This window comes from Streptomyces yangpuensis, from assembly GCF_024666385.1.
Taxonomy (GTDB): Bacteria; Actinomycetota; Actinomycetes; order Streptomycetales; family Streptomycetaceae; genus Streptomyces; species Streptomyces yangpuensis.
The window spans coordinates 5333091-5355433 of record NZ_CP102514.1 but is presented as its reverse complement, the minus strand read 5'-3'; the positions used below and the strand labels follow the sequence as shown (position 1 = coordinate 5355433).

Here is a 22343-nt window from a genome sequence, read left to right as displayed (position 1 = left end):
GTTCCAGCAGGTACCCCCGCCTCGTCGCCGCGATTGAGCGCTCTGCTCGGCGGGAAGATCCGAGCAGAGCGCGTCACCGGCAAGGCCCTCACTCAGGAAGTGACTGCGCCGGCGGCACCGACCGGGTACTCAGTGAGGCGCTCGCGGATTTGTGAAGGCAGGAGGCCATAGCGCTGGAACGTCGTAGCGATGAACGGTGTGAGCCCAGCGGCGTCACGGCCTGTCCGACCCGCGAGGAGTTCCTCCCAGGCGTGTTGGACGTCTTGGCCAATCTCCCAGATGGTTTCCGGATGGACGAGGTATGCGTGATCTTCGGCGCCGATAGCACCTGTCGGGTCGACGGCAGGCTTTGGGGAGATGAGGGCAGTGAAGCTGCCGTCCGGGATGACCTGGTGTTTGCGGTCGCTCTTGAGGATTCGGAGTTGGTCGTTGACCTGGCGGATGTCCTTATGGGCCATGACGCCGTCGGGCTCCTGGTCGGACTTGGCCTCGACTACGGCCCACAGGTGATTGCCCCAGCACCAGGTGGAGTCGCAGCGGCCGGTGCCGGACGGCTTGTTCGCTTCTGCGCCAAGGAAGATCCCGAGCTGGGTGAGGGCGGGCTCGTAGGCCGACGCTGCGGTCTCCTTGAGCCCCTCGATCATGCTCCCCAAGCGGTTGTCGAGTTGGCCGGGGGCGATCTTCTGCAGGAGGTTCATGGCAGTAGCCACGGCCTGGTCGTCATGGGCGGGCAGGGCGGGCGCCTCCATGGCGGGCAGGAGCGGCATGTACCTCGCCCATGTGCCCTCGGCGGTTTGCTCTGCCTGCCGAATCAGGGCACGAGCATTCGCGAGACTACCGCTGGCAGCAGGTGCACCGTTAGAGGCAGCGCGGTAGGCCCAGATCCCGGCCAGGTAGAGCCAGAACCCGCGGTATCCCTTGGTGGTGGCGCCGCCGAAGGAGAGTGCTTGTGTGACCTGTTGGGCTTTAGCGCTGGCGTCCTGCCATCGGCCCTGCCCGGCGAGTGCGCATGCCTGGATCTCAGCGGGAACCGCGGAGAAGAGAATCTCGCTGCCATCTGGCAGTTTGCGGACGGCCTCGGCACGTAGCTGGGCAACAATCGGCTCACCGCTCTCGCGCCAGGTGTCGTCAGTCTCCTGAGATAGGAAGGCCGACACGTTCTCCAAGATCTCAGCCTGAGTGGTATTGGTGCTGTTCTCCACCCCGAAGTTGATCTCAGCCTGCAGTTCGGCTGACAGAGCTGTCAGATTCTCCTGGCGGAGCAGGTACTTCGTGAGGTCCCCGAGAACGACGACGACCGCCCAGTCCGACGAACCACGGGTACAGCGACCGACACCTTGAACGACACGGGTGCGAACCCGCTCCGACAAAGCGGCGCCCGCGCGAACCCGACTCGACAGGAACCGCTCCTGCAGATGGTCGCGGTCGGGAACGTTCTCGATGACCTCCAGACGGCAGCCGTGGTCGGGCAGGTCAAGGCCGTCATAGCGGCTGGCCAGCGCACATACCGCGTTCTGCTGAGCAACGAACGGGCCCATCCCGTGAGCGACGTCGTCGATGGTGAGCAGCGGCCATGCCGGTTGACGGACGCTGCCAGCAGTGCGCACAGCGGTTGTCCTGTCCGGCGCTAGCACAAGAGCTTTGCCGGCCAGCTTGACGATCTCCTTGGTCAGCTCGTTGGAGTCGCCGCCGTTGAGGAGACCTGGAAAGACGAAGAACCGCCGGCCAGAACGAGGCTCGGGCGCTGTCTCGGGCAAGCCCAGCCGCTTGATGCCGGTACGCCCGAATGCACGCTCAAGCTCGCCCGCTGCGCCCAGCGTGGCCGACAGGTACAGGCGCTGGCTAGCCTCAGAGAACAAGGTGTTCTCGCGAGTGGGCGGGATAAGTGGGCGGATCTGGATGCTGCTGTGTGTGACGTAGACGAGGCACGAGGCCAGCACATCCCGGATCATGGCGTAGCGGAAACACCATGGTGAGCCGGTCTGGGACAAAGTGCGGGAAAGCCGCTCGGGCATCTGATCGTGACGGGCGGGCACGATGAACTGGACGGCGTTGTGATGACCGGACTCGGCCTCAGGCCTGAGTAGCCGCTGGGCCACTATGCCGTCCAGGGCTGGGGTCAGAATCTCCAGAAGCTTGACGTAGAGGTCGGGATTCGGTGAATCGCCGCCCCACCGGTCAACGGTGACGCTGTACTGGTTCGCGACGTACTGCTCACCGTTGTGTGCGTCATCGAAGATCAGGAGCTGGGGTGGGGCAAGCTTCGGGCTGCTGTTGAACACGGTGGTGTAGGTCGTGATGGCGACTGCCTTGCCCGACACGTAACGCGCATCGTCCGAAGGGTCCCATGCAGTGTGGGAGCCCGTCAGAGTCACAGCGGGAATGCCCTCCCGGTCTGCCGCTGCCGCGACCTGCTTGGTCAGCTGTTCTGTCGGACAGGCGTACACCACCCGCTCCTTGCGCGTGCGCCTCCGCCATTCCGCGATCACCAACGCCGGGATTGTCTTGCCAGTGCCTGTAGGTAGCTCCAGTGCAAGATCGGCGGTAGCGACGTGGCTGTCGGCTGCGTAGCGGCGCAGCAAGTCACCCTGGTGCACCAGCAGGCCCGGCACGGCACCGGATTTGCGGGGCAGATCTGGATACAACGCCTCGGGCGTCGGGTACTTCGTTGCCCCCGTTGCGCCCCCCTTGAATGCCACCACGTCCCCCTTCTGTTCACACCAATGTGGCCACTGACGGTAGCGGCACTGCCCCGCCAACCGGGACGTTTATCCGTCAACTGAGCCGGGTCCCGTTGATCGCCCCCGGGCCCCTCACCGCCACCGGCCTGCCTGGCCCCCCAGGGGCCGACGGGACTGGCGGGATCGGATTTCCTTGGACCTGCTGCACGCGAGGCTCTCCACGGCCGCCAAGGGCCTTCATGGGGCCACTCAGACCGCCACTCCGGCCAGCCGCGCCCTCCACCGCAACCCTGACATCGAGAGGTCAGAACCTGAACACAAGAACTTGACAGGGAACACCACGGCCGCACGCACCCGGTCCCGGCTCTCGACGAGGGTCTTGTCCGGCAGCCCCACCAGCGTGAAGGCCGCGACCCCGGGCTCCAGGTCGGCCTGGACCTCGACCACCACGCCGTCGACGCCGACCAGGGCCACGGAGCAGGCCCGTGCGAACCCCATCAGGCCACCCCCCTGACGTGTTCCACCAGGGGCGCGCCGCGCCGCGGCAGCAGGACACCGACGAGGTCGATACGGACCCCGCCCGGCGGTGGTCCGCCGTGGTCGGCGAGCCAGCGTCCGGCGAGCCGCCTCAGCCGGTCCGCCTTCGCGGCCCGCACGGCCGCCATCGGATGCTCGAAGTCACCCGCGCGCCGCGTCTTGACCTCGCACACGACGAGGGCGTCCCCGTCGCGCGCGACGATGTCGATCTCCCCGGCGCGGCACCGCCAGTTCCGTGCGAGGACGGTCATCCCGGCCTCGGTCAGCCGCCGTGCCGCGAGCTCCTCGCCGTACCGCCCCAATGCCTGTCGTGCCACGCTCTTCGCGTCCATCCGGCACCACCTCCGGCACCGACGGTCCCGCGTCCCCGCCCACCGTGTGGATCTTGGTGGACAACCGGGCCGTTGTGGACGGAGCCCTCACCCTTCCGGGTGAGGCGGCTCAGCTCCCGGGCAGTTCGAGGTCGCTCTTGTTGAGCTCCTCGATGTTCACGTCCTTGAAGGTCAGCACCCGTACCTGCTTCACGAAGCGAGCCGGCCGGTACATGTCCCAGACCCAGGCGTCGGCCATGGAGACCTCGAAGAACACCTCGCCCTGGACGGAGTGCACCTGCATCTCGTAGTCGTTGGTGAGGTAGAAACGACGTTCGGTCTCGATCACATACTTGAACAGCCCGACGACGTCGCGGTACTCCCGATAGAGCTTCAGCTCCATCTCGGTCTCGTACTTTTCGAGGTCCTCGGCACTCATGGCATGTTCCCCTTCAGCCGTGCGTCCCCCTATTGTGCGCCAGCGCCCCGCGCCCCCTGAACGATTTCCGGGGCCAGGACCACCGGCGCACCCGGAGGACCGTCGTCGAGCAGCGTGCGGAGCAGCTCGGCGAGTCTGGTCGGGTACACCGTCTCACGTGCCGCGAGAAGTTCCTCGGAGGTCCACCACCTGGCTCCGGTGACGCTGCGCCGCTCCAGCTCGGTCAGGCCGCCCATGCAGGTCGTGGTGCGGCTGGTCCGGGCCAGGAAGTACCACTCGTCCTGCTCCCAGCGGCGGCCGTCGAAGGGGAAGGAGCAGAAGCGGTGCCACAGCACGGGACCCAGCTCCACCTCGGTGATCCCGGTCTCCTCGGCCAGCTCGCGCAGCGCGGCCTGCTCGCGGGTCTCGGTCCCCTCCAGCCCGCCGCCGGGGGTGAACCACCAGTCGTCCGAGGGGTCGGCCGGTTCGAATCCGTGCAGGAGCAGGATCCGGTCCGCCGGGTCCAGCAGGATCACCCGGGACACCTGCCGCGGGCCGTGACCGCCCACCGGTTCAGGAGGCACCGGCCCGCTCCCGTCGCCCGCGCCCCAGGATCCGTACGAGGGGCCCGTACGCGGCCCCCAGCACCACCAGCGCGGCCCCGGCCACCACGGCCGTCATCTGGAGCCGGAGCGGCCCGTGCCCGGAGATCCCGCCGGGCAGGGCCGCGTACGTCCTCGGCCGCTCCAGCATCGTCACGGACGGCCAGGCCAGGGCGTCGACGCGGGCGCTGACGGCCGACCGGGGCACGGTGCCCTGCCCTGCCTCCTGGAGGTGGGCGCGCGAGTCCAGCGAGGCGGCACGGCGGTCGCCCAGCAGGAAAAGGTTCTCCTCGGGGACCGTCACCTCGAAGGGGGTCCCGGGGGGCGGTGCCTGCCCGGGCGGCATGGCCAGGCCCGAGTCCGGCCGGCTGGTGTCGGCGTAGGGCTCGTCCAGCGGTGTGCCGTTCACGGTCAGCTCGCCGCCCGCGCCGCAGCACTTGACGGTGTCGCCGCCGACGCCGACGACCCGCTTGACCATGGGCAGATCGCTCCACATGGAATCAGTAAAGATGACGACGTCCCCACGGCGCACCTCACCACCGTCGATGCGCTGCGCGAGCACCCGGTCGCCCGGCCGCACCGTCGGCATCATCGAGTCGGTCGGGACCGTGTAGGGCCGGTAGACGAACGCCCCCCACACGAAGCCGCCGAGGAAGAGCGCAAAGCCGATGGCCACGACGATCCCCGACAGCACATTGCCGAGACCACCGCGGCCATCCTTGCCACTGCGTATCGCTTCGGTTCCGCCCATTCCAGCGCCCCCACATCGGGATCGTCGACCTGGGCGGCACCCTACCCGTCGGTACGGCCGCTGGTCAGCCTCCGGCGGCGCCACATCACGAGCGGGACCGCTCCGGTGAGCCCCAGCGCGGCCGGGCCCAGCCCGACCGGCGCCAGTCCGGCGGCCCCGAGGCCGAGCGCGGTGGCCGCGGCCTGGTTGCCGATGCCCGGCTGGTCGAAGGTGTCCGGGACCGGCAGGGTGGACCAGCGGGTGACCGGCCACGCGATCACGACGGCCCGCCCGACGACCTTGTCGACCGGCACGAAGCCCCCGGTGGAGTCCTGCATGTGGTAGCGGGAGTCCTGGGAGTTCTGCCGGTGGTCGCCCATCACCCAGATCTTGCCCTGGGGCACCTTGAGCGGGCCGAACGGAGCGTCGTCGCACGCGGTGTTGCCGGGGTAGATGTACGGCTCGTCGAGCGCCTTGCCGTTGACGACGACCGGTCCGCCCTTCTTGCACTCGACCGTGTCACCGCCGATGGCGATGGTCCGCTTGATCAGGTCCTTCTCCTCGGCGGAGGGCATCAGGCCGATCCAGCTGAGCACCTTCTGGGCGATGTTCGGCTCCGGCGTGGGCTCGCCCGAGAGCCAGTTCGCCGGGTCGTGGAAGACCACGACCTCGCCCCGCTCCGGCTCGGAGCCGAACCACGGCGTGAGCTTGTCGACCAGCACCCGGTCCCCGCGCTGCAGGGTGTCCTGCATCGAGTCGGAGGGGATCGAGAACGCCTGGACCAGGAAGGTCTTGATCAGCAGGGCCAGCAGCAGGGCGATGCCGATGAGGAGCGGGAGCTCCTTCCAGAAGGAGCGGTGCGGCGTCTCCAGAGCGCCGTCCTCCTCGGTCTCTCGCGCGACGGCGTCGTCCGGCCGCTCCTCGCCCTCGTCGCGTCCGGACCGTGCGCCTACCGCCACGTCCCCCACATCCACTCCTCACTCACGATCACCGCCCGCGCCGAACCGGACACGGGCCCTCCCCTCCCTTAACGAGCGGGAGTTCCCTAGGGCTCGGGAGACCGAGGACACACTATGCGAACGGTGTGCCCGTCCGGCGTCGCCTGCGGCCGCGTCCCTCACGGCGTGCCTGGTCCGGCACCATGCGGAAGGTCGCGGGCTGCTCCAGACGGGTCCAGTGCCCGAAGGGCCAGGCGATCACCACGGCCTCCCCCACGACACCTTTCTCGTCGATCGTGCCCTCGAAGGCCTCGTCGAGATGGAAGCGGGAATCGGCCGAATTCGCTCGGTGGTCACCCATCACGAAGATCCTCCCGGCCGGCACCTCCACCTCGAAAGGGATGTCGGAGGGGGTGTTGCCCGGCTTGACGTACGGCTCGTCGAGCGGCGAGCCGTTGACGGTGACCCGGCCCCGGGCGTCGCAGCACTTGACGGTGTCCCCGCCGACGCCGATGACGCGCTTGATCAGGTCCTGTTCGTCGGCCGAGGGCAGCAGGCCGATGAAGGTCAGGGCCTGCTTGATCTGCTTGACCACGATCGGGTCCTTGGGGGGCCGGGCCGCCTCGCCCCTGAGCCAGCCGCCGGGGTCCTTGAACACGACGATGTCGCCGCGCTCGATCTTGGAGCCGAACCACGGGGTCAGCTTGTCCACGAGGACCCGGTCGCCGATCCGAATGGTCTGCTCCATCGAGCCCGACGGAATGAAGAAGGCCTGCACCAGGAAGGTCTTGAGGAGCAGGGCTATGCACAGCGCCACCACCACGAGCAGGGGCAGCTCGCCGGCCCGGCGCGTGCGGCGGCGCCGCCGGACCTTGCGGGCGAGCCGGCGCCGATGGGCCCGGCCCCCCTCCGCCGCGACCGGTTCCGGCTCCGGCTCCCGCCGGCCCCGGGTCCTGCCGCGCGGCTCCGGTTCGGGCTCGCGCTCCCGTCGGCTCCGCGGCCTCCCGCGCGGCTCCGGCGCCGGCTCGGGCTCCCACCGGTCCCTCGGCGTACCGAGGAAGTCCGGCTCCGGCTCGGGCTCCCAGCGGTCCCTCGGCGTACCGAGGAAGTCCGGCTCCGGCTCGCGTTCCCGCCGGGCCCTCGCCCGTCCGCTCGGCTCCGGTTCCCGCTCCCGTCGGCCCTTCGGCCGTCCGCGGCTACCCATGGCCGCCGCCGACGGCACCCCAGCGCGAAACCGGCCAGCCGATCCGGTCGGCCCGCCCGATCACCTTCTCCACCGGCACCATCCCCCCGCCCGGTTCCCCGAGGTGGTCCCGCGAGTCCCGGGACTGGGAACGATGATCGCCCATCACCCACAGGGTCCCCAGCGGCACGACGATCCGGAAGGGCACCGTCGAGGGCGCGTCCCCGGGGTACAGGTACGGCTCGTCCAGCGGAACGCCGTTGACCGAGACCCGGCCGCCCGCGTCGCAGCAGACCACGTCGTCACCACCCACGCCCACCACCCGTTTCACGAAGTCGGTGTCGGAAGGCTCCGCGAGCCCCAGCGCCGAGGCGGCGCCCTGCACCAGGGCGCCGACCGGGCTGCCGTCCGGCCGCTCCCGTACGAAGGATCCCGTGCCGTCGAAGACCACGACGTCCCCGCGGCGCGGCTGGTCGCCGAAACGGTACGCCAGCTTGTTCACCAGTACCCGGTCCCCGACCCGGAGCGTGGGCTCCATGGAACGGCTCGGGATCAGGAAGGGCTGGACCACGAAATTGCTGAGCAGCAGCAGGAAGACCGTGCAGATCACGCCGAGCGCTCCGGCCCGGCGCCAGGTCGGCTGCCGCCGTCCGGGCCCGGCCCCGTCGGTCGTCCGGGAGAACGCAGAACGCGGCCACCCCTCCCCCTCGCGGAGGGAAGAGTGACCGCGCTGCGTGTGAGGTGCTTCGGTGTCCATCGGGGGCGAGCCTATCCGGCCGCCCCCGGACACCGGTGGCGACCTTACTTGTCGCGCTTCTCCTTGATCTTCGCGGCCTTGCCACGGAGCTCACGGAGGTAGTACAGCTTCGCACGGCGGACGTCACCGCGGGTGACGAGCTCGATCTTCTCGAAGATCGGGGAGTGGACCGGGAAGGTACGCTCCACGCCGACGCTGAAGGAGACCTTGCGAACGGTGAAGGTCTCGGAGACACCGGCGCCCTGGCGACGGATGACGACACCCTTGAACTGCTGGATACGGGAGCGGTTGCCCTCGATCACGCGGACGTGCACGTTGATCGTGTCACCCGGGCGGAAGGCCGGGACGTCCGAGCGGAGCGCGGCGGCGTTGACGCCATCGAGCAGGTGAGACATGTTCTTCGTCTGCTTTCTTCGCATGACGCCACAGGTCGCCAGTGCGGGTTTCCGTAGAGAATTCGGGAGCCGTGCCACTCGGCGGCCGACGGTCCCCCTGTGGCAGGGGCGTCCGGCGAGCACACAGCAGCCGCCTATTCTTCCACGGCCTGCGGCCTGCGCCAAAATCGGCCGTCCGGCGACGGCTGCCAGCCCAGGATGGAGAGGATCTCGCGGTCCTTCTTGTCGAAGCCGGAGGCCTCGCAGCGCTCGATCAGGTCGGGGCGGTTGCTCGCGGTCCTGCGGAAGGCCTCGTCCCGGCGCCAGCGGGCGATCCTGCCGTGGTGGCCGCTGAGGAGGACGTCGGGGATGTCCCGGCCGCGCCACACGGGCGGCTTGGTGTAGACGGGACCCTCCAGCAGGTTCGCCATCTCGCCGGGGGCGAAGGAGTCGTCCCGGTGGGACTCGGCGTTGCCGAGCACTCCGGGCAGCAGCCGCGCCACGGCCTCGGTGATGACCAGGACGGCCGCCTCGCCGCCGGCCAGGACGTAGTCGCCGATGGAGACCTCGTACACCGGCATGCGCGTGGCGTACTCGTCCATGACCCGGCGGTCGATGCCCTCGTAGCGGGCGGGCGTGAAGATCAGCCACGGCCGCTCGGAGAGCTCGACGGCGAGTTCCTGGGTGAACGGACGGCCGCTGGGCGTGGGGACCACGATGACCGGGCCGTGCGCGCCCGCCTCGTAGCCGTCGGCCAGCGTCTCGTCCAGCGCCTCGCCCCACGGCCCGGTCTTCATGACCATGCCGGGGCCGCCGCCGTACGGGGTGTCGTCGACCGTGTTGTGCCGGTCGTGGGTCCAGTCCCGCAGGTCGTGGACGTGCACGTCGAGCTGTCCGCGGGCGCGCGCCTTGCCGACGAGGGAGACGTTCAGCGGCTCCAGGTACTCGGGGAAGATCGTGACGACGTCGAGCCGCATCAGGCGTCGTCCTCGGAGCTCGTGGCCTCGGAGTTCGCGGCCCCGGAGTTCGCCGCCTCGTCCTCGCGGGCGGAGGCGATCTCGGCGCGGTCGTCGATCAGCCCGGGCGGCGGGGTGATGACGCAGCGCTGCTCCTCCAGGTCGATCTCGGCGACGATCTCCTCGACGAAGGGGATCATCACCTCGGTGCCGTCGGGGCGCTCGACGATGAAGAGGTCCTGCGAGGGCAGGTGGGAGATCTCGGTGATCCGGCCGATCTCGGTGCCGTCCTCGAGCACCACGTCCAGGTCCATCAGCTGGTGGTCGTAGTACTCGTCCTCCTCCTCGGGCAGCTCCGCCGGGTCCACGTCGGCGATGAGGAGGATGTTGCGGAGCGACTCCGCGGCGGTGCGGTCCTTGACGCCCGCGAAGCGCAGCATCAGCCGGCCGCTGTGCACCCGGCCCGTCTCGATGGTCAGCGGGCCCGCCGAAGCCGGTTCGGTGCGCAGCACGGCACCGGGGCTGAGCCGCAGTTCCGGCTCGTCCGTGCGCACCTCGACCGTGACCTCACCCTTGATGCCGTGGGCGCGGCCGATCCGCGCGACTACCAGCTCCACTGTCTGTGCCTCTCCTGTTCAGACGACGACGGGCCGGGGCGGGCACGTGTGCCCTCCCCGGCCCGTGCCGGTGTTTCAACTGCTCAGCGGACCTGGTCCACGTCGACGAGGTCGACGCGGATCCCCCGGCCGCCGATGGCGCCCACGACGGTACGCAGGGCACGTGCGGTGCGGCCGTTGCGGCCGATCACCTTGCCGAGGTCGTCCGGGTGGACCCGGACCTCGAGCACCTGCCCGCGGCGCAGGTTGCGCGAGGCGACCTGCACTTCGTCGGGGTTGTCCACAATGCCCTTTACGAGGTGCTCAAGAGCCTCCTCGAGCATGCTCAGGCCTCGGTCGACTCGGCGGCGGCCTCAGCCTCGTCCGCCTTCTTGTCGGCCTTCTTCTTCTGCGTGATGGCCTCGCCCTTGCCCTCGCCGATGCCCTCGAGGGCCTTGGCGAACTCGTCGAAGGAGCGACGCTTGTCTTCCTTCGTGGCCGGCTGCAGCAGCGGCGCGGGGGCCGGGAGGCCCTTGTGCGCCTGCCAGTCACCGGTGAGCTTCAGGATGGCGAGAACGGCCTCGGTCGGCTGGGCGCCGACGGAGAGCCAGTACTGGGCGCGCTCACCGTTGACCTCGATGCGCGACGGGTTGTAGGTCGGCTGGTAGATGCCGATCTCCTCGATCGCGCGGCCGTCCCGACGGGTACGGGCGTCGGCGACGACGATGCGGTAGTGGGGAGAGCGGATCTTACCGAGGCGCTTGAGCTTGATCTTGACTGCCACTGGAGTGGTGTCTCCTGAACTTGACGTGGTTGGGCACATGAGATGCCACGTGGGGTTGCGGTACTCGGGTGCCCGATGGACGCGTCAGCCGGAGGAGAGAGGGGTCCTGTGCGACTGTCGAGTACAGCTAGTCATTGTGCCATACGCCTGCGGCGTCCTCGGCCGGGTGGGCAGGACGGACTGCCGCCGGCGGCCCGCTCACGTCTCCGCGCGTGCGCCGGCGGCGGCCGCCCCGGTGGGGGCGGGGGCCCGGCGGCCTCCGCGCCGCAGGACGGTGGTCCCGTCGGCGGGCGGCAGTGCGGTCAGGAGGCCGCCGCGATGGCGACTTCGGGAATCCGGAAGGGCTTCATGCAGCCGCCGCACACGATCGGCGCCTGGGCCAGCACGGAGGGGACGACCCGTACGTTGCGCCCGCAGTCGCAGACCGCTTTGACGCGCACGCCGCCGCCCGAGGAACCGTGCCGGGCGGCGGGCCCGCGGAAGGAGCGCTTGGTGTCGGCGGCGGTGGCGGCGGTGTGCGCCTTCAGCGCGCGCTGCAGCCGCTCCATGGTGGGGCGGTAGCGCCGCTTCGCCTCCGGATTGAGCGTGACCAGCGAGAAGCCGCTGCTGGCGTGCGGCTCGTCGGAGTGGTCCAGCCCCATCTCCTCGGCGATCGCGAGGAATCTGCGGTTGTGGTAGCGGCCTGCGCGGGAGGTGTCACGGACACCGCGGGCGGCCGCGATGCCGTGGACTGCCTCGTGCAGCAGTCGCTCGAAGGAGAGCTCGGCGCCACAGGCGGACGAGGACTCTCCGATCAGGGACTCGGGCGCGGCAAGGTCGGGCAGCTCGGGGTGGTACCGCTGAATGTCGGCCCACGCCTGCGCCAGCTCTGCGGCGAGAACAGGTGGTGTCGTGCTCACGTCGTGACAACGAGCCGAGGTGCCCGGGTGTTCCGATTCCGGGCCATTCCAAATTTTTTGCACGTACCAGTCAGTTCAGCCTGATGCGTCCCGACGAGGACGGGTGCGCCGAACTCAGGAGGAGTCGGTACGTAACGTCGACCAAAAAGCACCGGCCCCGGCGCGCGGCACCAGCCGCACGCCGGGGCCCGGAAGGCTTCGACGGCGGGATCAGTACGAGCGCGCCACGATCGCGAGGGTACCGGGAGCGTCGTCGGCGTCCGGGACGGACCCGTCCTCGGCCACCAGGCAGCGCACGGAGACGGCCTGCTCGGCCAGCTTCGCCTCGCCCTCCGGGCCGAGGTCGGCCCACGGGATCCGCGCCCAGCCGCCGGCGACCGCGGCCTCGGCGGCCTCCTCGATGGTCGCGACGTCGGACGTACGGGCCTCGCGGCGCTCGCGGGACTCGCGCAGCAGCTGCGCCTGGTCCTCGTCCAGCACCTTGGGCAGCAGGTCGACGAGCGCGTCGATCTGGACCGGGGTCTTCCCGCCCGGGATCCGGCGGGCCAGCATCGCGGTGCCGGCCTCCAGGTCGCGGGGGCCGATCTCGATGCGGACCGGAACGCCCTTGAGCTCCCAGTCCACGGCGCGGCGGCCGAAGGGGGTGTCGACGCGGTCGTCGACCTGGACGCGGATACCGGCGGCCTTCAGCCGGTCGCCCAGCTCGCGGACCTTGGCGACGGCCTCGTCACCCTTGATCGCCATGACGACGACCTGGACGTGCGCGAGACGCGGCGGGACGCGCAGGCCGTTGTCGTCGCCGTGGGACATGATCAGACCGCCGACCATGCGGGTCGAGACGCCCCACGAGGTCTGCCAGACGAGCTCCTGCTTGCCCTCCTTCGACAGGTACTGCGTGTTGAAGGCCTTGGCGAAGTTGGTGCCGAGCTCGTGGCTGGTGCCCATCTGCAGGGCCTTGCCGTCGCCCATCATGCCCTCGAGGGTGAGGGTGTTGATGGCGCCGGCGAAGCGCTCCTTGGCGGTCTTGCGGCCGAGCACGACGTCGATGCCGAGCACGTTCGTCATGAAGTCGCCGTAGACGTCGCGGTGGATGCGGGCGGCGTAGTCGCGGGCGTCCTCGTAGGTGGCGTGGGCGGTGTGGCCCTCCTGCCAGAGGAACTCGCTCGTGCGGAGGAAGACGCGCGGACGCATCTCCCAGCGGACCACGTTGGCCCACTGGTTGATCAGCAGGGGCAGGTCGCGGTAGCTCTGGACCCACTTGGAGAAGTAGTCGTTGATGATCGTCTCGGACGTGGGCCGGACGACGACCGGCTCCTCCAGCTCCTTGCCGCCGCCGTGCGTGACGACCGCGAGCTCGGGGGCGAAGCCCTCGACGTGCTCGGCTTCCTTCGTCAGGTACGACTGCGGGATGAAGAGGGGGAAGTACGCGTTCTGGGCGCCCTGGTCCTTGATGCGGGCGTCCATCTCCTGCTGCATCCGCTCCCACAGGCCGTAGCCGTACGGTCGGATGACCATGGTGCCGCGGACCGGACCGTTGTCGGCCAGCTCGGCCTTGTTGATCAGATCCTGGTACCAGCGGGGGAAATCCTCCGCCTGAGGGGTGAGAACGGGTGCCTTTGCCATGCCGCGAATCGTACGGCGCCCGGCACAGGATGCGTGAATCGGGTGCCGCGCTCCTCTGGACGCGGGGGCGAATGGGGAGTTCTCTGGCAACGGGGGCTGGGGGGCGACACGGAATCAGGAGCGCTCATTCGATGACACCGACGCCGACCGCGACGCTCGTCGCCCGGGACTGGGCGGAAATCCAGGAACGGATGCTGGTACCGCTGTACGAGGCGGTCTACGACCGGCTGGAGGTCGGGCCGGGTGACCGGCTGCTGGGCCTCGACTGCGGGGCCGGCCTGGCCCTGCTGCTGGCGGCCGCGCGGGGAGCCGCGGCCACGGGCGTGGAGGGGGACCCGGCCCGGCGGGCACTGGCCCGTGAGCGACTGCTGGAGGTACTGGCGGAGCCGCCGGCGGCGTCCGGGGCGGCCCGCCCCTACGACGCCCTGCTGGCCTTCTCCCCCACCCCGGCGGCCCTGGCCGCGGCCCTGCCGGCCGTGAGACGCGGCGGCGCGGTGGTGCTCGCCGGCTGGGGGCCGGCGGAGCGCTGCACGGTGCCCTCGGTGCTGGGCGGCGGGCCCGCGCCGGGGGATCTGGACGCCCTCGTGGAGGGCGCCGGGCTGCGGCCGGACGGATCGGGGCGGGTGTTCTGCCCGTTCGGCTACGCGGACGTGGACAGCGCGGTGCGGGGACTGCTCTCGACGGGGCTGTACGACGGCGCGTCCGACGCCTCGCTGGTGGAGAAGGAGCTCGCGGAGGCGCTTCATCCCTTCGAGCGACCCGACGGCGCCGTGTGGCTGCCGAACATCTTCCGGTATGTGATCGCCCGGGTGGCGTAACCCGGGCCGGGTGACCTCGTGACGAAGGGCCCCGTACCGTGCGGGCCGGTGCCCGTGCCCGGTCGGGGCCCTTCGTCGCGGCGGCGGTCCGCCCGCTACTTCATGAACTTCTTGAACTCGTCCGGCAGGTCGAAGTCCTGACCGTCCTGGCCGCCGGCGGGGAGGCCGAACGGGTTGGACGCGGCCGCCGGGTCGACCGTCTGCGGGCCCTGCTCGCGGCGGGCCGCGGCGGCGGCCTCCTCCTGCTTGCGCTTCATCGGGTTGCCGCTCTTGCGCTTGCCCTTGGCCTGCTTGACCTGCTTCTTCTGCCGGCCGGGGCCGCCGCCCATCCCGGGGATGCCCGGCATCCCGGGCATGCCGCCGCCCTGGGCCATGCGGGACATCATCTTGCGGGCGTCGAAGAACCGCTCGACCAGCGACTTGACGGCGCTGACCTCGGTGCCGGAGCCCTTGGCGATACGGGCGCGGCGCGAGCCGTTGATGATCGTCGGGTCCTGGCGCTCGGCCGGGGTCATCGACTTGATGATCGCGGCGGTGCGGTCGACGTCACGCTCGTCGATGTTGTTGATCTGGTCCTTGATCTGCCCCATGCCGGGCAGCATGCCGAGCAGCTTGGAGATGGAGCCCATCTTGCGGACCTGCTCCATCTGGGCGAGGAAGTCGTCGAGCGTGAATTCCTTGGGGCCCTTGGCGAGCTTGGCCGCCATCTTCTCGGCCTCGGCCTGCGAGAAGGTCTTCTCGGCCTGCTCGATGAGGGTGAGCATGTCACCCATGTCGAGGATCCGGCCCGCCATGCGGTCGGGGTGGAAGGCGTCGAAGTCGTCGAGCTTCTCGCCGTTGGAGGCGAACATGATCTGCTTGCCGGTGACGTGCGCGATGGAGAGCGCGGCACCACCGCGGGCGTCGCCGTCGAGCTTGGAGAGCACCACGCCGTCGAAGCCGACGCCGTCGCGGAAGGCCTCGGCGGTGTTGACCGCGTCCTGGCCGATCATGGCGTCGACGACGAAGAGGATCTCGTCCGGGCTGACGGCGTCGCGGATGTCCGCGGCCTGCTGCATCAGCTCGGCGTCGATGCCGAGGCGGCCGGCGGTGTCGACGATGACGATGTCGAACTGCTTGGTGCGCGCGTACTCGACGGAGTCCTTCGCGACCTGGACCGGGTCACCGACTCCGTTGCCCGGCTGGGGGCCGTAGAAGGCCACGCCCGCGCGGTCGGCGACGACGGAGAGCTGGTTGACGGCGTTCGGGCGCTGGAGGTCGCACGCGACGAGGAGCGGGGTGTGGCCCTGCCCCTTCAGCCAGAGGCCGAGCTTTCCGGCGAGGGTGGTCTTACCGGCACCCTGGAGACCGGCGAGCATGATCACGGTGGGGGCGGTCTTGGCGAAGCGCAGCCGCCGGGTCTCGCCGCCGAGGATGGTGATCAGCTCGTCGTTGACGATCTTCAGGACCTGCTGGCCCGGGTTCAGGGCCTTGCTGACCTCTTCGCCGCGCGCGCGTTCCTTGACGTTCGCGATGAAGGAGCGGACGACGGGGAGGGCGACGTCGGCCTCGAGGAGGGCGATACGGATTTCCCGGGCCGCCGCGTCGATGTCAGCCTCGGACAGCCGGCCTTTGCCGCGCAGGCCCTTGAAGGTATTCGCCAAGCGGTCGGAGAGCGTATCGAACACGGTGGTCGCGATTCCTCGGGTCGGGGGCGTTGTGGTCGTCCCCCAGGGTATCGGGCCCTTCCCCCGTCCGGGGACCTGCCTGCTCCCTGTACGGTTCCGCCGCTGCCCGGGGTCCGGGGGCGGAGCCCCGCGCAGCGGCGCCGCACCCGGCTACGAGAGGGCCGACTCCACCGCCGCCGCCAGGGCGGCCGCCTCCGCGGTGTCCAGGGGTTTGTCCTCCGGGGTGGTCACGTACAGGGTGTCCACGGCGTTGGCGCCCAGCGTGGAGACGTGGGCGCTGCGCACCCTGACGCCCGCCGTCTCCAGGGCCCGGCCGATCCGGTGCAGCAGGCCGACGGCGTCGGGTGCCCGTACCTCCAGCACCGTGGCCAGTGAGGAGACGTCGGGCACGACGGTGACCCGGGGCGGCGGCGGGACGACCCCCCGGCGCCGCGGGTAGGCCGCCTCGCGGTCCGCCAGCTTGGCCGGGACGTCCAGCGAGCCGTCCAGGGCGCGCACCAGGTCGGTGCGCAGCCGCGCGGCCTCGGGCAGCGCCCCGTACTCGGCGGCCACCCGCCACCGCAGCACGAGGACCTCGCCGAGGCGGTCCGGGAGCTCCACGGAGCGCAGGTCCGCCGCCCGTACGGTGAGCCGGTGCAGGGCCAGCACCCCGGCCGCGGCGGGGAGGACGCCCGGCTGGTCGGGGACGGCCAGGACCAGCTCCACGCCGACCGCGTCCTCCTCCTGGCGGGTGTGGAGCGCCAGGACCGGCTCGCCGGTACGCAGTGCCTCCACCGCGAGGCGTTCCTGCTCGGCGCCCGGGATCTCCGGTTCCCGTTCGGCGGGGGCCGCTCCGCGCAGCACGGCGGCGACGCGGGCGACGAGGTCGGCGACGAGCGAGCCGCGCCAGGCGCTCCAGGCGGCCGGCCCGGTGGCCAGGGCGTCCGCCTCGGTCAGGGCGTGCAGTATCTCCAGCGTGCCCACCGATCCGACGGCCTCGGCGACCGAGCGGACGGTGGCCGGGTCGTCCAGGTCCCGCCGGGTCGCGGTGTCGATCAGGAGCAGGTGGTGCCGTACGAGCGTGCCCAGCACGGCGGCGTCCCGGGCGTCGAAGCCGACCCGTGCGGCGACGTCCCGGGCGATGGTCTCCCCGGCCACCGAGTGGTCGCCCGGCCAGCCCTTGCCGATGTCGTGCAGGAGCGCGGCCATCAGCAGCAGGTCGGGGCGGCCGACCCGGCGGGTGAGGGCCGCGGCCCGCACGGCCGTCTCGATCAGGTGCCGGTCCACGGTCCAGGTGTGGACGGGGTTGCGCTGCGGGCGGCAGCGCACCCGCTCCCAGTCGGGGAGCAGCCGGGTGATCAGTCCTTCCGCCTCCATGGCCTCCCAGACGGCCACGGTCGGCTCGCCCGCGCCCAGGAGCGTGAGCAGCTGTTCCCGGGCCTCGGCCGGCCAGGGCACCGGCAGTGCCTTCCCCTGCTGGGCGAGCCGGCGCACGGCATGCGGTGACACGGGCAGCCCGGCCTGCGCGGCCGCCGCGGCCAGGCGCAGGGCCAGGACGGCGTCGCGGTCCGGGCGGGCGGCCAGGGCCAGGACGGCCTCCCCGTCGGACTCCACCACGCCTTCGGCGAGGGGGGCCCGGGTGGTGGCGGTGGCGCCGCGGCCGCCGAGCAGCCCGCGCAGCCGGGGCCGGGCGGCGCGGGCCCGCAGCACCCGTCCGACCTCGCGCCAGGTCACGTCGCCGGCGTACGCGACCACGCGCGCGGCTTCGTACACCTCGCGCAGCAGTGCGTCGGCGTCGAGCAGTCCGAGCTGCGCCGCGACCTGGTCCTGCTCCTGGAGCGAGAGCCGGTCGGTGGCGCGGCCGGTGACCAGGTGGAGGGCGTCGCGAGCGTCCAGGAGCCGCCGCCGGGCCTCGGCGAGGCCTTCGCGGGGGGCGTCCGCGAGCCAGGAGGCGGCGACGGCCCGCAGCGCGGTGACGTCCCGGAGCCCGCCGCGGGCCTCCTTGAGGTCGGGTTCGAGCAGGAAGCGGAGTTCCCCGGCCCGCTCGGCGCGCTCGCGGCAGAGGGAGTGCAGCTCAGGGAGGCGTTGGGGGGCCTGGTTGCGCCAGTCGGCCAGTACGGCGGTCCGCAGGCCGGCGAGGAGACCGGCGTCGCCCGCGACGGTCCGGGCGTCCAGCAGGCCCAGGTGGACCTTGAGGTCCTCGGCGGCCGTCCGGCGGGCCTCGGCGGGGGTGCGTACGGAGTGGTCGAGGGCGACGCCGAGGTCCCACACCGGGTACCAGAGGCGGTCGGCCAGTGCGCCGAGCGCCGCGGGCTCGGCCTTGCCGTCGTGCAGCAGCAGGAGGTCGAGGTCGCTGCGCGGGGAGAGTTCGGCCCTGCCGTAGCCGCCCACGGCCACGAGGGTGGCGCCGCGGACGCCGGTCTCCCGTGTGGCGGTGGCGAAGAGGGCGCTGAGCCATGCGTCGGTCAGCCCGGCCAGGGCGGAACGCCGCGAGGGCCCGGACCGCGACTCCTCCTGGAGGAGTCGCAGCCGGGCCGCGGCGTATCCGCTGGGTCCCGAGTCGGCCGTGTGGTCCGTGGTGTTCTCGACACTGGTCACCCGGGAACTCCCCTCGCTACAGCGCGTCCGCGCCGCGCTCGCCGGTGCGGACCCGGACGACCGAGTCCACGGGGACGCTCCACACCTTGCCGTCACCGATCTTGCCGGTGGACGCGGCGCTCACGACGACCCGGATGAGTTCCTCGGCGTCGGAGTCCTCGACCAGCACCTCGATGCGGATCTTGGGGACGAGGTCGACCTGGTACTCGGCGCCCCGGTAGACCTCGGTGTGGCCGCGCTGACGGCCGTAGCCGCTGGCCTCGCTGACCGTGAGGCCCTGCACTCCGAAGGCCTGGAGTGCTTCCTTGATCTCGTCCAGCTTGTGCGGCTTGACGATCGCGGTGATCAGCTTCATGCGTCAACCTTCTTGCTCGCGGCGGAGGGGGCGGGGGCGGCGGTGCTCCGCGCGGCGGCTCCGCCGCCGGCTCCGCTGAAGTCGTAGGCGGTCTCGGCGTGCTCGCTCTGGTCGATGCCGGTGACCTCGTCGTCCTCGGGGACCCGCATCCCGATGGTCTTGTCGAGGAGGAGGGCGAGCACCGCGGATGCCACCAGAGAGTAGGCGAGGACGGAGAAGACGCCGATCGCCTGCTTGCCGAGCTGCTCCAGGCCGCCGCCGTAGAAGAGGCCGGCGACGTCGGACTGGACCCCGCCGGTGGCGAAGAGGCCGACGAGCAGGGAGCCGGCGACACCGCCGACGAGGTGGACGCCGACGACGTCGAGGGAGTCGTCGTAGCCGAACTTGTACTTCAGGCCCACGGCCATGGCGCACAGCACACCGGCGATGGCGCCGACGGCGATCGCGCCGAGCGGGCTGACCGCACCGCCCGCGGGGGTGATGGCGACGAGGCCGGCGACCGCGCCGGAGGCGGCGCCGAGGGTGGTGAAGGAGCCGTGGCGCAGCTTCTCGTAGGCGAGCCAGGCGAGCATGGCGGCGGCGGTGGCGACCTGGGTGTTGACGAACATGACCGCGCCGACGCCGTCGTCGTTGCCCAGCCAGGAGCCGGCGTTGAAGCCGAACCAGCCGAACCAGAGGAGACCGGCTCCCAGCATCACGAGGGGCAGGCTGTGCGGGCGCATCGGGTCCTTCTTGAAGCCGACGCGCTTGCCGATGACGAGGATGACGCCGAGGGCGGCGGCGCCCGCGTTGATGTGGACGGCGGTGCCGCCGGCGAAGTCGATGACGCCCATCTCGAAGAGCCAGCCGCCGGCGCCCCAGACCCAGTGGGCGACGGGGAAGTAGACGACGGTGACCCAGAGGGCGGTGAAGAGGATCCAGGCGCTGAACTTGACGCGGTCGGCGAGGGCGCCGCTGATCAGGGCCGGGGTGATCACGGCGAACATCAGCTGGAAGACGGCGAAGACGTAGACCGGGATGGTGTAGCCGTCCCAGAGCTCGGTGATCCCGATGCCGCTGAGGCCCACGTAGTCGGAGTTCCAGCCGATGAGGGAGCCGGAGTCGGTGCCGAAGGCGAGGCTGAAGCCGTAGAGGACCCAGAGGATCGTGACGATCCCCAGGCTGATGAAGCTCATCATCAGCATGTTGAGGCTGCTCTTGACGCGGACCATGCCTCCGTAGAAGAAGGCGAGTCCCGGGGTCATCAGCATGACCAGGGCGGAGCAGATGAGCATGAACCCGGTGTTCGCGGCAGACAGCGTCGGGGCGTCTGCAGCGAGGGTCGTGATGGCTGATGCCATCGGCGTCTCCTCATCGTCGGTACGTTCGCGTGCGGGCGATCGTGAAAACCTGAGCGGCGGCAGAAGGAACTGGCCGGTTATTGGCCATGAGATTCGCGCAGGCCGGTTTCCGGCGGCGCCACCCGATGTTTCGCGGCCGTGACGAAGAGGTCTGTGCTGTTACGCAGCGATGAACACGGCAACCCTCGATTGAGCCACCCCGACGACGAGCAACCCACTCCGGGAGAGCGGCGCCGGATGGGGCGTAAAGGGGTGACCGGCCGCGGCAGTGACCCGGACGTCCTGGCTGGGGGAGCCTGATCGGGCTTCACGGGGTGACTGCCGCGGCCGGAGCCTTGGGAGCGGCCGCTCGGGCCGTCAGACGGCCTCCGCGGCTTCGGGGAGCCGTGAGGCGAGGTGGTCGGTGAGCCGGACCACCTCGGCGACGTCGCCGTATTCACGGGCGGCACTGTCGACGGTCTTGCGGAGGCGGGTGTTCACCCGCTCGGAGCGCACCTTTCCCGCCACGTCGAGGGCCCGGTCGACGAGGGCCGCGGCCTGCTCGGGCTCGCGCTGGAGCAGGTGGACGGTGGCCATGCCGATGAGGTTGAGGGCGTAGGAGCGCTGGTGCTCCGGGTCCTTCTCGAAGAGCTCGACGGCGCGTTCCATGACCGGTTCGGCGAGGGAGGCGTACATGGGGCTGCGCCCGGCGACATAGGCCAGGTCCCGGTAGGAGTGGGAGTTCTCGCCGTTCAGCTCGGCCTCGGAGAAGAAGCGGATCCAGTCGGGCTCCGGCTCGTCCGCGAAGCCCACGTCGGAGAAGGTGTCCTCGGCCATCCGCACGGCCCGCTTGCAGCGGCTGGGCTGGCCCATGTTGGCGTAGGCGCGGGCCTCCATCGCATACAGCATGGCCTGGGTGCGCGGGCCGGCGCAGTCGCGGCTGCCGTACTGCGCGAGGTGGATGAGTTCGAGGGCGTCCTCGGGCCGGCCCAGGTGGATCATCTGGCGGCTCATGTTGGAGAGGATGTACGAGCCCAGGGGCTTGTCCCCGGCCTCCTTGGCGGCGTGCAGGGCGAGGACGAAGTACTTCTGCGCGGTGGGGTGCAGGCCGATGTCGTAGCTCATCCAGCCGGCCAGTTCGGCGAGCTCCGCGGCGACCTTGAACAGCCGCTTCATGACGGGGGCGGGGTGGTTCTCCTGGAGCAGGTCGGTGACCTCGTGGAGCTGGCCCACGACGGCCTTGCGGCGCAGGCCGCCGCCGCACTGGGCGTCCCACTGGCGGAACATCACCGTGGTGGCGTCGAGGAGGTCGAGTTCCGGTTCGGAGAGCCGGGGCGGGCGGTGGCCGCCGAGGGCCCCCGTCGGCCCCGCCCCGCGCGGTCCCGGGTCGGCGGCCGGGGCCGGGACGAGCCAGCGCTGCATGGGCTCGATGAGGGCGGGGCCGGCGGAGAGCGCGAGGGAGGTCCCGAGGAAGCCGCGGCGCGCCAGCATCAGGTCGCTGCGGGAGAACTCGCCGAGCAGTTCGACGGTCTGCGGGCCCGCCCAGGGGAGGTCCACCCCGGAGACGGAGGGGGTCTGGTGGGCGGTGCGCAGGCCGAGCTGTTCGATGGCGACGACGGAGCCGAAGCGCTCGGAGAACAGCTCGGACAGGATCCGCGGGACGGGCTCGCGGGGCTGTTCGCCGTCCAGCCAGCGGCGCACCCGGGAGGTGTCCGTGCTGATGTGGTGGGCGCCCATCTGCCGGGCTCTGCGGTTGACCTGTCGGGCGAGTTCGCCCTTCGACCAGCCGCTGCGGACGAACCACGAGGTCAGCCGGTCGTTGCGCACAGCAGCATCCTCGTTCGTTCCGCTTGCGCCGTTGCCGCTCACTGGAACGCCCCCATCCGCTCAGCCTCTTCCTTACGAAACCCTGGCCGGGACGCCGAGCGTCTCCACGGACCTTCACAGGTCCTTCACGCATTGCCTCCGGCATAACCACGCACGGGCCCGCCTCGGGGTTCGTGCACCGAAAGTAATCCTACGATCACCCCTTCGGCGAGGTCGTTCGCTGAAACGCCACCATTCGCCACCCCTTCGAATGAACTAGCCACCGGCCAGGCGCGATTCACTTGACACGAAGGCGAAACGGACCGGTTGGACCGGAGTGCGCTCGGGGCGCGCGCGGCGAGGAGTGCGCCGGGCGGGTGCGGCGGGCACTCCCCCCGGCGGCAGCGCGGCG

At 70.9% G+C, this 22343-nt stretch carries 21 protein-coding genes and 1 pseudogene; 1 reads left to right on the top strand and 21 read right to left on the bottom strand.

The features are described 5' to 3' along the window. Nucleotides 1–92 precede the first annotated feature (92 nt). From NRK68_RS24680 to proS, 16 genes and pseudogenes are all read right to left on the bottom strand, one after another. A complete protein-coding gene (locus NRK68_RS24680; protein WP_257856741.1) occupies nucleotides 93–2702 on the bottom strand; it encodes a DEAD/DEAH box helicase in 2610 nt (869 codons plus the stop codon). A gap of 315 nt (nucleotides 2703–3017) precedes the next feature. Continuing rightward, nucleotides 3018–3179, bottom strand: a pseudogene (locus NRK68_RS24675) (magnesium chelatase); the annotation flags it as partial. Further along, entirely contained in the window at nucleotides 3179–3550 is a 372-nt protein-coding gene (locus tag NRK68_RS24670; protein ID WP_046776326.1) for a YraN family protein, read from the bottom strand. The gene NRK68_RS24670 and the pseudogene NRK68_RS24675, both read right to left, overlap by 1 nt. Before the next feature lie 109 nt (nucleotides 3551–3659). After that, nucleotides 3660–3968, bottom strand: a complete 309-nt coding sequence (locus NRK68_RS24665) for a DUF2469 domain-containing protein (protein WP_005311352.1) — start codon at nucleotides 3966–3968, stop codon at nucleotides 3660–3662. Between the two features lie 29 nt (nucleotides 3969–3997). Further along, nucleotides 3998–4531: an NUDIX hydrolase gene (locus NRK68_RS24660; RefSeq protein WP_183068631.1), complete on the bottom strand. Its 534-nt coding sequence runs from the start codon at nucleotides 4529–4531 to the stop codon at nucleotides 3998–4000. Continuing rightward, complete coding sequence (lepB, locus tag NRK68_RS24655; RefSeq protein ID WP_257856735.1) at nucleotides 4521–5300, bottom strand: signal peptidase I; 780 nt, start codon at nucleotides 5298–5300, stop codon at nucleotides 4521–4523. The genes NRK68_RS24660 and lepB (NRK68_RS24655) overlap by 11 nt, the downstream gene beginning before the upstream one ends. Nucleotides 5301–5341: 41 nt before the next feature. Then, on the bottom strand, nucleotides 5342–6238 hold the full coding sequence (gene lepB / locus NRK68_RS24650; RefSeq protein ID WP_183068629.1) for a signal peptidase I: 897 nt from the start codon (nucleotides 6236–6238) through the stop codon (nucleotides 5342–5344). 112 nt (nucleotides 6239–6350) lie between these two features. After that, nucleotides 6351–7421 (bottom strand): signal peptidase I, encoded by a 1071-nt coding sequence (lepB, locus tag NRK68_RS24645; RefSeq protein ID WP_373023644.1) that lies wholly within the window; start codon nucleotides 7419–7421, stop codon nucleotides 6351–6353. Further along, nucleotides 7414–8157 carry a signal peptidase I gene (lepB, locus tag NRK68_RS24640; RefSeq protein WP_183068627.1) on the bottom strand — a complete coding sequence of 248 codons (744 nt, stop codon included), beginning with the start codon at nucleotides 8155–8157 and terminating at the stop codon, nucleotides 7414–7416. The genes lepB (NRK68_RS24645) and lepB (NRK68_RS24640) overlap by 8 nt, the downstream gene beginning before the upstream one ends. A 44-nt stretch (nucleotides 8158–8201) precedes the next feature. After that, complete coding sequence (rplS, locus tag NRK68_RS24635) at nucleotides 8202–8552, bottom strand: 50S ribosomal protein L19 (RefSeq protein WP_030823745.1); 351 nt, start codon at nucleotides 8550–8552, stop codon at nucleotides 8202–8204. A gap of 134 nt (nucleotides 8553–8686) precedes the next feature. Further along, nucleotides 8687–9508 (bottom strand): tRNA (guanosine(37)-N1)-methyltransferase TrmD, encoded by an 822-nt coding sequence (gene trmD, locus NRK68_RS24630; protein ID WP_183068626.1) that lies wholly within the window; start codon nucleotides 9506–9508, stop codon nucleotides 8687–8689. Then, nucleotides 9508–10104, bottom strand: a complete 597-nt coding sequence (rimM, locus tag NRK68_RS24625; RefSeq protein ID WP_183068625.1) for a ribosome maturation factor RimM — start codon at nucleotides 10102–10104, stop codon at nucleotides 9508–9510. Before rimM ends, trmD begins: the two co-directional genes overlap by 1 nt. 83 nt (nucleotides 10105–10187) lie before the next feature. Next, nucleotides 10188–10427: an RNA-binding protein gene (locus NRK68_RS24620; protein ID WP_030011889.1), complete on the bottom strand. Its 240-nt coding sequence runs from the start codon at nucleotides 10425–10427 to the stop codon at nucleotides 10188–10190. Between the two features lie 2 nt (nucleotides 10428–10429). After that, nucleotides 10430–10867 (bottom strand): 30S ribosomal protein S16, encoded by a 438-nt coding sequence (rpsP, locus tag NRK68_RS24615; RefSeq protein ID WP_030031059.1) that lies wholly within the window; start codon nucleotides 10865–10867, stop codon nucleotides 10430–10432. 302 nt (nucleotides 10868–11169) lie between these two features. After that, entirely contained in the window at nucleotides 11170–11766 is a 597-nt protein-coding gene (locus tag NRK68_RS24610; RefSeq protein ID WP_031148710.1) for a hypothetical protein, read from the bottom strand. Between the two features lie 210 nt (nucleotides 11767–11976). Further along, a complete protein-coding gene (gene proS, locus NRK68_RS24605; RefSeq protein WP_046776320.1) occupies nucleotides 11977–13389 on the bottom strand; it encodes a proline--tRNA ligase in 1413 nt (470 codons plus the stop codon). Nucleotides 13390–13520: 131 nt separating this feature from the next. On the opposite strand from proS, the gene NRK68_RS24600 reads away from it, so the two are divergent. Then, a complete protein-coding gene (locus tag NRK68_RS24600; protein ID WP_257856729.1) occupies nucleotides 13521–14207 on the top strand; it encodes a methyltransferase type 11 in 687 nt (228 codons plus the stop codon). A 95-nt stretch (nucleotides 14208–14302) separates the two neighbouring features. Here the strand turns inward: NRK68_RS24600 and ffh are convergent, their stop codons facing one another. From ffh to nsdA, 5 genes are all read right to left on the bottom strand, one after another. After that, nucleotides 14303–15874, bottom strand: a complete 1572-nt coding sequence (gene ffh, locus NRK68_RS24595; RefSeq protein ID WP_183068623.1) for a signal recognition particle protein — start codon at nucleotides 15872–15874, stop codon at nucleotides 14303–14305. 150 nt (nucleotides 15875–16024) lie between these two features. Beyond that, nucleotides 16025–18451, bottom strand: a complete 2427-nt coding sequence (locus NRK68_RS24590) for a [protein-PII] uridylyltransferase (protein ID WP_257856728.1) — start codon at nucleotides 18449–18451, stop codon at nucleotides 16025–16027. A 16-nt stretch (nucleotides 18452–18467) separates the two neighbouring features. Continuing rightward, on the bottom strand, nucleotides 18468–18806 hold the full coding sequence (locus NRK68_RS24585) for a P-II family nitrogen regulator (protein WP_030844530.1): 339 nt from the start codon (nucleotides 18804–18806) through the stop codon (nucleotides 18468–18470). Next, on the bottom strand, nucleotides 18803–20146 hold the full coding sequence (locus NRK68_RS24580; RefSeq protein ID WP_183068621.1) for an ammonium transporter: 1344 nt from the start codon (nucleotides 20144–20146) through the stop codon (nucleotides 18803–18805). The genes NRK68_RS24585 and NRK68_RS24580 overlap by 4 nt, the downstream gene beginning before the upstream one ends. Before the next feature lie 357 nt (nucleotides 20147–20503). Next, nucleotides 20504–21994, bottom strand: coding sequence for a transcriptional repressor NsdA (nsdA, locus tag NRK68_RS24575; RefSeq protein WP_183068620.1), 1491 nt, complete (start codon nucleotides 21992–21994; stop codon nucleotides 20504–20506). Nucleotides 21995–22343 lie beyond the last annotated feature (349 nt).

What these genes read in the sequence shown, in the direction of transcription:
- NRK68_RS24670 (WP_046776326.1), bottom strand. Translation starts at nt 3,550, where the DNA reads ATGGACGCGAAGAGCGTGGCACGACAGGCATTGGGGCGGTACGGCGAG.
- NRK68_RS24665 (WP_005311352.1), bottom strand. Translation starts at nt 3,968, where the DNA reads ATGAGTGCCGAGGACCTCGAAAAGTACGAGACCGAGATGGAGCTGAAG.
- lepB (WP_257856735.1), bottom strand. Translation starts at nt 5,300, where the DNA reads ATGGGCGGAACCGAAGCGATACGCAGTGGCAAGGATGGCCGCGGTGGT.
- lepB (WP_373023644.1), bottom strand. Translation starts at nt 7,421, where the DNA reads ATGGGTAGCCGCGGACGGCCGAAGGGCCGACGGGAGCGGGAACCGGAG.
- lepB (WP_183068627.1), bottom strand. Translation starts at nt 8,157, where the DNA reads ATGGACACCGAAGCACCTCACACGCAGCGCGGTCACTCTTCCCTCCGC.
- rplS (WP_030823745.1), bottom strand. Translation starts at nt 8,552, where the DNA reads ATGTCTCACCTGCTCGATGGCGTCAACGCCGCCGCGCTCCGCTCGGAC.
- trmD (WP_183068626.1), bottom strand. Translation starts at nt 9,508, where the DNA reads ATGCGGCTCGACGTCGTCACGATCTTCCCCGAGTACCTGGAGCCGCTG.
- NRK68_RS24620 (WP_030011889.1), bottom strand. Translation starts at nt 10,427, where the DNA reads ATGCTCGAGGAGGCTCTTGAGCACCTCGTAAAGGGCATTGTGGACAAC.
- proS (WP_046776320.1), bottom strand. Translation starts at nt 13,389, where the DNA reads ATGGCAAAGGCACCCGTTCTCACCCCTCAGGCGGAGGATTTCCCCCGC.
- NRK68_RS24600 (WP_257856729.1), top strand. Translation starts at nt 13,521, where the DNA reads ATGACACCGACGCCGACCGCGACGCTCGTCGCCCGGGACTGGGCGGAA.
- NRK68_RS24585 (WP_030844530.1), bottom strand. Translation starts at nt 18,806, where the DNA reads ATGAAGCTGATCACCGCGATCGTCAAGCCGCACAAGCTGGACGAGATC.
- NRK68_RS24580 (WP_183068621.1), bottom strand. Translation starts at nt 20,146, where the DNA reads ATGGCATCAGCCATCACGACCCTCGCTGCAGACGCCCCGACGCTGTCT.